The following is a 4577-nucleotide window of genomic DNA, read 5'->3' as shown; positions in this document are numbered from 1 at the left end:
TGACTCTACGTTGAATAGCACTCTTTTTCAAATTGATTATTACTACGAATCGGGATTGTTGCAAGCAAATGAGGCTTTGCTTTTGTTAGCCGATTTGTTGCAGTTGGTGCAGGACATTGAACGAAAATTAAATGAAGAATCAAATTACTTTTTATACTACCACGAACTTTTGTTGATGAACAATAATGTTTTGGTGGAAAACGAGCGTTTGCGAAAATTATTTGTTCCCTACACAATGATAAGTTATTTGGTAACCGAAGATGAGCAAACCTTGATAGAAGCCAAAACCTATTTCCAACGCTTGTTGCAAAATGCCAAATGTTTGAATACCGCAGGCCCGAAAGACCGCCTACAGTTTTTTGCCAAAAAGAAACAGCGCATTCAATTTTACCACCAAAAAATAAAAGAGTCAATACAAGAGTAAAATGAAGACGCAACGTTTTCACTTTTTGTCCGTCTTGCTATAAACAACCCTTTTTACCTTGGATTTAAACCAAATCATCCATGGGTGTAAAAACTACAACCCAAATGCACAAAAAAGACTTTTCGAAATTTACTCGAAGACGCTGTTCCATTTGAGTTTAAAATACTGCCGTTCGTTTGCTGATGCACAAGACAATACGCAAGATAGTTTTATCACCATTTATCATAAAATTCATCAATACCGAGGAAAAGGTTCGTTTGATGGATGGATGAAACGCATCGTTATTAACCATGCTATCGATCGGTACCGAGCAGAGATAAAGACGGTTACAGAAGATGTTCCAGCAGTTTGGCTCACAGAAGAACCCGAAATTGAGGACCCTGAAACGTTTCCTATGGAAGCATTAATCCGTATGATACAGGAGTTACCTGATCAGTATCGACTCGTGTTTTCGCTATATGAGATGGAACACTATTCGCATGCTGAAATTGGTTCCCTTTTGCAAATAAGTGAGGGAACATCGCGCTCTAATTTGTCGCGGGCGAAACAACTTTTGAAAAGTAAAATTGAACAATTTTCATTACACCATAAAAATCATGGAACATAAACCCCAATATATCGGTGAATTTTTCAATGCGCAACTAAGCGATATGTATTTTCCAATGCCAGAAGATAGTTGGCAGGCGATTGAGCCGCATTTGCCTAAAAAAGAAAAGAAAAGACGCTTTATAATCTGGTTTTGGCTAGGAGGATTACTCATTATTGTTGGTTTGGGAACCTATTCTTGGAACCGTAACCTTCCCTTATTGCCCCATCAGAAAAACAACATTCATCGAGCGAATTCGATACAAAAAAGTACAAAAGTCTCGGAAGAACCTAACAGCGAAAAGTCTTCAGCAGCTATTTTGGCGAAAAAAGCTTCTTCACCATTAAAGGCTAATCTCGTAAAGACTGATGTCCAAATCAGCAAGCCTGAAAAATTGAATACCGAGACGAAAGATTACCATCGTGCGCCATCAGAATCCTTTGAACACCCATTATCAGCATTCGACACAAAAGCAGACAAAGTAGAACCACAACCCACCATCAATACCACACAAAATAGCATCCCAGTGTCAATGACCAACGTAGACGGCACCTTACTCCGAGAAGAAATAGATTCCCTTTGTTGGGAAGCGGGAAAGGAGAAAAAAAATGGGCGTAAACAGAAGAAACAACTGGAAACGGCTAGTGACGAACAAGAGGAAAAAGGAAAGAATACGTTTTGGATTATGCCGTATGCCGGACCCCTACTTTTGAAAGATACAGGCACCGATCAAATATTGGTAAATCAAGATACAAAGCAGAAAGTGAGTGAAATTACATTAACCTATGGAATTCAATTTCGATGGATGATGAATGAAAATTGGGGGATGCAATTGGGAATCGGAAAAATGCAAGCTAGACAACGTCTTACATTTACCAATCAAAACTTGCTTTTCAATTTTGATCATGTAGAATCATCGTTAAATCAAAATGACCTTAACAATCAATTTGCAGGTATGGAATCCATTCAACTGCAGCGCGACGTTACCTATTGGGAAGTTCCCATGGAAGGATACTATCAATGGTCGCAAAACAAATGGAATATGGCGGTAAGTGCAGGTTTCAGTTATTTGGTTCAAACGCAAAACAGTCTTAGCAGTACCCATGCTAACAGAGAATCTTTCTATATCGGAAATGTGTTTACCGACACGCGTAACAGTATGTCTGCCAATGCTAAAGTACACCTACAATATGTATGGAAAAAGAATTGGCGGTTGGAAATCGTTCCCGCTTTTCAATATCACTTTTTGACTAATGTGGAACAAACTAGAGCCATGAACTATTGGTTCTCTATTCGTTCTGGAATCACCTATCAACTGCCATTCTAAACTGAATTGTATAACTAACCCTTAAAAAACAATAAAAATGAAAAAGAAAATTCTACTAATGTTCAGCAGCCTGTTTCTTTGCACCCTCGTGGCTTGTTCTGAATCAGAGGACACAGCCGCAACCTCATCCGCTACAGTGACGAAAATAGTCGAAAACAATTTCAACACTACAACTTCTCCTTTTACCCTTAGTGATTCGACGACATACACCTTAGACAGTCAAGAGCGTATCATTGAAGTGGAACGGCGGTTTACAACGAATTCCAACGTAGGAACAAGCACATACCTCTACAATAATGGTAAGATTGCACAAATAGAACGCCGACAAAATAACGTTCTTACTTCAAAATCTTACTACACTTATAATGGTGATGATTTGTCGGAACTCCGAACAGAATCCATTTCCAATACTGGAGTGGTGGGTTCCATCAACAAGCGTACTTTCCACACCGTACAAGACACTATTTATTCGGATTGGGAACGAAGTGTTAATGGCGGTACAACCTACAGCCCTATATTGCATTCTAAAATGGTCATTCAAAATGGAGATCGCACGTTCTATGAACATTATGACCCCATTAACTTGGAATGGCAACGGGTTTTGATTACCTTTGACGCCAACCATAATCCCATAACAGAAACAAAGTACACTTTAAATGATAATGGCATTTGGGTAGTCGCACAAGTAGACAACTATACGTATGCAACGCTGAAAAGTCCATTTTACAGAGCCTTAGAAAGAACTTTTGGTCGTAAAACCCTCGGAATGGTGTATCATCTTTCAGGTAACGCACTTAATCGAGTTAACGCTCGTCATATTGCACCTTATTGTTTTGAAACCTATACTACAACTTGGGGAGGTGCAGAAGCTCCTACTTTTCAATTCACGAATACGGCACATAATACTGAATACGCCAAGAGCACGGTCATTAATTGTTTCAGTGGCTCTTTCACCACACAACTCGGTTTTAATTACTATTTTTAAAAAAAGGTAATTTTTATGTAACTTTTTGGAAGCGCATTACGTAAAAACATCTGAACACTTGAATTTAATTAAGGAGAAAACGTAATGAGACAGCTCAAAATCACCAAGCAGGTAACCAATCGTGAAACTGCTTCCTTAGACAAATACCTACAAGAAATCGGTAAAGTCGATTTAATTACTGCCGACGAAGAGGTGGAATTGGCCCAGCGTATCAAAGCGGGAGACCAACGCGCTTTGGAGAAACTAACCAAAGCTAATTTACGTTTCGTCGTTTCGGTGGCCAAACAATACCAAAACCAAGGTCTTACGCTTCCTGACTTGATTAATGAAGGAAATTTGGGGTTGATTAAAGCGGCGCAACGTTTTGATGAAACGCGTGGTTTTAAATTCATCTCGTATGCGGTTTGGTGGATTCGTCAATCGATTCTTCAAGCGTTGGCCGAGCAATCGCGTATCGTTCGTTTGCCTTTGAATAAAATTGGTTCGATTAATAAAATCAATAAAATGTATGCTTTGTTGGAGCAATCTAACGAGCGTCCACCTTCAGCTGAGGAAATCGCGAAGGAATTAGACATGACCGTTAATGACGTGAAAGAGTCAATGAAAAACTCGGGACGTCACTTATCGATGGATGCTCCTTTGGTGGAAGGGGAAGATTCTAACTTATACGACGTATTGCGTTCAGGGGAATCTCCGAATCCTGACCGTGAATTGATTCACGAATCGTTGCGCATCGAAATTGAGCGTTCATTAGAAACCTTAACGCCAAGAGAAGCTGACGTCGTTCGTTTGTATTTTGGCTTGGGCGATCAACACCCGATGACGTTGGAAGAAATTGGAGAAACTTTCGACTTGACCCGTGAACGTGTGCGTCAGATCAAAGAAAAAGCCATCCGACGATTGAAACATACGTCACGAAGTAAAATTTTAAAAACGTATTTAGGATAATATATTTGTTTCATGTTTAAAGTTTCACGTTACTCATAATAACTTGAAACCTTAAACTTGAAACTTGAAAGCAACAACAGTCCACGACTGTTCGTTTTTTGATTGATGATTGAAACTCCGGCTGATTACCGGAGTTTTGTTTTTTTAGGGCAAACAAAACCCGGTCTGTTCGCTTCCAGCTCGAGTACCCGGAGTTTTGTTTTTTTAGGGCAAACAAAACCCGGTCTGTTCGCTTCCAGCTCGAGTACCCGGAGTTTTGTTTTTTTAGGGCAAACAAAACCCGGTCTGTTCGCTTCCAGCTCGAGTA

General features: G+C 39.7%; 5 protein-coding genes and 1 pseudogene. 5 read left to right on the top strand and 1 reads right to left on the bottom strand.

Going from position 1 to position 4577, the window contains the following annotated elements; genetic code table 11:
- The 5 genes and pseudogenes from ABWO12_RS12145 to ABWO12_RS12125 all read left to right on the top strand — a co-directional run.
- Positions 1–424: pseudogene (locus ABWO12_RS12145) on the top strand (hypothetical protein); the annotation flags it as partial.
- 58 nt (positions 425–482) lie between these two features.
- Positions 483–1031 (top strand): RNA polymerase sigma factor, encoded by a 549-nt coding sequence (locus tag ABWO12_RS12140; protein WP_353089276.1) that lies wholly within the window; start codon positions 483–485, stop codon positions 1029–1031.
- Positions 1021–2337, top strand: coding sequence for a hypothetical protein (locus ABWO12_RS12135; RefSeq protein WP_353089275.1), 1317 nt, complete (start codon positions 1021–1023; stop codon positions 2335–2337). Before ABWO12_RS12140 ends, ABWO12_RS12135 begins: the two co-directional genes overlap by 11 nt.
- A gap of 37 nt (positions 2338–2374) precedes the next feature.
- Entirely contained in the window at positions 2375–3322 is a 948-nt protein-coding gene (locus tag ABWO12_RS12130) for a hypothetical protein (protein ID WP_353089273.1), read from the top strand.
- Between the two features lie 84 nt (positions 3323–3406).
- Positions 3407–4270, top strand: coding sequence for a sigma-70 family RNA polymerase sigma factor (locus tag ABWO12_RS12125; RefSeq protein ID WP_073363102.1), 864 nt, complete (start codon positions 3407–3409; stop codon positions 4268–4270).
- A 125-nt stretch (positions 4271–4395) separates the two neighbouring features.
- Here ABWO12_RS12125 and ABWO12_RS12120 read toward each other — a convergent pair.
- A partial coding sequence (locus tag ABWO12_RS12120; RefSeq protein ID WP_353089272.1) for a hypothetical protein occupies positions 4396–4577 on the bottom strand: 182 nt, incomplete at its 5' end.

Source organism: Flavobacterium sp. (assembly GCF_040379285.1).
In the GTDB taxonomy this organism is placed as follows: domain Bacteria; phylum Bacteroidota; class Bacteroidia; order Flavobacteriales; family Flavobacteriaceae; genus Flavobacterium.
Note: the sequence above shows the minus strand (reverse complement) of the source record. Positions and strands in the feature narration are given on the sequence as shown.

Excerpts from the sequence above, each read along its gene's own strand:
- ABWO12_RS12135 (WP_353089275.1), top strand. The coding sequence starts at position 1,021 with ATGGAACATAAACCCCAATATATCGGTGAATTTTTCAATGCGCAACTA.
- ABWO12_RS12130 (WP_353089273.1), top strand. The coding sequence starts at position 2,375 with ATGAAAAAGAAAATTCTACTAATGTTCAGCAGCCTGTTTCTTTGCACC.
- ABWO12_RS12125 (WP_073363102.1), top strand. The coding sequence starts at position 3,407 with ATGAGACAGCTCAAAATCACCAAGCAGGTAACCAATCGTGAAACTGCT.